Source organism: Paraburkholderia gardini (assembly GCF_907164545.1).
In the GTDB taxonomy this organism is placed as follows: Bacteria; Pseudomonadota; Gammaproteobacteria; order Burkholderiales; family Burkholderiaceae; genus Paraburkholderia; species Paraburkholderia gardini.
On record NZ_CAJQZB010000072.1, the window covers coordinates 1 to 2,386 of the forward strand.

Sequence of the window (2,386 nt, forward strand, 5' to 3'; positions counted from 1 at the left end):
AGATTGGCCGCTACGCGCACGCGAAGCAGTACAAGCGGATGAGGAAAGCGCTGCGCACGTTGCGTTCGCGTGTGGGTCGAGTGATGCGCGATGTTGAGCGGCAGATGGATTCGGTGGCCGAGAAGCCGGCCTCGGCCTCATCTACCAACGCCAGATAACCGGTCGTCCAGACGGACCATTCGCGAGTCGCCCGAGCATGTAGCAGATCACTCGTCACGCCCTCTGCCCCGGCCATGGTCACGAATCTCAGTGCCATCTCGCTTTCCGTGGTCTAGAGCAGATGGAGTCTTGCTTCGAGCAGTCTGACCCGGTCAGAATCTTCAGCAGTTGAATTCAGGCAAAAATTTGTCTTGTCGATTTCGGATAGCCCCTTCAACGCGGAATCGAGTTGTTCGTCACCACCGGTCTCTCGGATGTGACGGTCAATTTTTTCCACGGCCAGAACAGCCGCATTTCGGTCCCTTGTAACCCGCGTATAGATATATTCCGCATTGGCTTTCGCGGCACGGTACTGGCCCAGACCACCCAGGAATTTCTGGCAGGAATATGTTGTGACCATCTGCTTCTGGATGGCTTGCGCAAGCTCACGAGCATCGCTGTGTTCGTCAGACCAAGCCACATTGTTGGAAGCTGCACTGCATAACAGCAGTGCACGGATCACTGTTGCGCCGCCTCTTTTCATTTGCGATTTTCCGTGGTCTCAGCGCGCGGAGTTATCGCGCTTGAAGTAGGCCATCCAGTAACCCCGGCGCTGAGGATGAAACCAATGTACGGTCAGCCAACGATAGCGCCGATCGTGACGGGCGATGTAATCAACACCTCTTGAATTGGCAGGCGCCCGTGCAGTTTGCTGGACATGTTTTGGTCCTCCGTAGTCAGCACGCGATTCCAGTAGGAGACATAGTGGTAGGCGAAGGAATTCGGATCATCCGGAAACTTAAAATCCAACCAGTTCATATCATGGGCGGGATGGTCGCCGTCAGTGTGAACAATAAAAATGCGCGGGACGCGCCCCACCGATGTCGGACGTCGAATAATAAAGCTGCGCGCGTCCTCCACACTCTTGACTGCGAAGAATGAGTTCAACCTCGAAGTCGACCGATTTTTCACCAGAGGGTGGTGCCTCCGAATGTGTTCCAAGAAGAATTCACGGCGATAGTCTTGAGTCAGAGCCTTGATGGCGGGCAATGAAGGAATGTCGCTTCTTTCGAGCGCCTCCAACAGACCCGCCGCGCGGAAACGGGAGACACACTGCAATCCGAACTTTGACCAGCCATTCGACCGAGCGTCTATCACGGCACCGGTCTGTAGCGTGCCCAAAGCGTCAACGTGGTAATAGTTGTTGTGCATACATTTATTTTTCGCAGTCTACCGGCCGTATGGCGCGCTGATCGCGCTGATTGTTGTCGAGTGCTGCGCGCGGCGGCGGATTTTCCCGTAAGTTTTAATGCTTCGCCTTCTGAATCGGGTTTTTCGTCTTCGGCGCAGTGATAATCCGAATCACGCCAAGCCCCTGATAATCGTCTGGATTGCTTGTGAGAACCGCATACCCGTGTTCATGCGCCTGTGAAGCGATCCACAGATCGTTGTAACGCGGTCGCGGGTTGCGTCCAGCCTGCCTCATCAGCGTGGCGAGTAGCCCGAACGATTGAGCGGTTTGGCGAGTGATTTCGAGGACGGGCATCTGTTCCACCTGGCGCAGCACACTCATGCGTTGTGCGCGCTCCATCGCGTCGTTCGGAATCTGAGCGCCGTATTCGAGTTCACCAATAGTCATCGCGGAAACGTAGACTAAATCCGACCCGGTTTGATGAAGCACCGCGTCTAAATCTATGGAGCCATTTGCCACGTCAATCCAGACGCAGGTGTCAACGATTATTGCTGCCACGGGTCACGTACCTCGTTGTCGAAACCCATGTCGCGAATATCGGCCTTGAACCGATCCCCGACTTCCGGCGAAATTTTTGGCACGCGCTGGAACGCCTCGCGCACCGTCACCGGGCGTTGCGGTGGCGTGATGGTGCCGAGTACCGTATTGTTGCGTTTGATTGTCACCGATTCGCCGTGTGCCAACGCATCGAGAACTTGATTCGTGCGGCGAGCGAGATCGGTAGCGGTTACGATAGCCATGTGACCTCCGTTGTTGATGAATACGTATTTTACGTATTTTACGTATTTTGTCAAGGACGTGCCGCGCCTCCTTCTCCGCACAGGGCGCTCCCCCTCCCCGCGTATTCGTCATAGGGGTCGCTTGCGAAAACGGAAAATAAAGCTCGTTAGCGGCGGACGAACGTCGCCAGACGACCCATATTCGCCATTCGGATTCCCAGATTGGTCACCGGGAAGCGGTCGTTCAAAGGGGCGGTCTGGCTTCGACTTAGTCGTT

Annotated in this window: 4 protein-coding genes; all 4 read right to left on the minus strand. The window is 55.4% G+C overall.

All coding sequences use genetic code 11. The features are described from left to right. Window positions 1-271: 271 nt before the first annotated feature. Window positions 272-682 carry a hypothetical protein gene (locus LPA37_RS27570; protein ID WP_229014251.1) on the minus strand — a complete coding sequence of 137 codons (411 nt, stop codon included), beginning with the start codon at window positions 680-682 and terminating at the stop codon, window positions 272-274. A 92-nt stretch (window positions 683-774) separates the two neighbouring features. Next, the gene (locus LPA37_RS27575; RefSeq protein WP_229014252.1) at window positions 775-1,350 is read right to left on the minus strand and encodes a hypothetical protein; all 576 of its coding nucleotides are present in this window, start codon (window positions 1,348-1,350) and stop codon (window positions 775-777) included. A gap of 94 nt (window positions 1,351-1,444) precedes the next feature. Next, entirely contained in the window at window positions 1,445-1,888 is a 444-nt protein-coding gene (locus LPA37_RS27580) for a type II toxin-antitoxin system VapC family toxin (protein ID WP_229014253.1), read from the minus strand. Beyond that, a complete protein-coding gene (locus LPA37_RS27585) occupies window positions 1,876-2,130 on the minus strand; it encodes a type II toxin-antitoxin system Phd/YefM family antitoxin (RefSeq protein WP_229014254.1) in 255 nt (84 codons plus the stop codon). Before LPA37_RS27585 ends, LPA37_RS27580 begins: the two co-directional genes overlap by 13 nt. Window positions 2,131-2,386 lie beyond the last annotated feature (256 nt).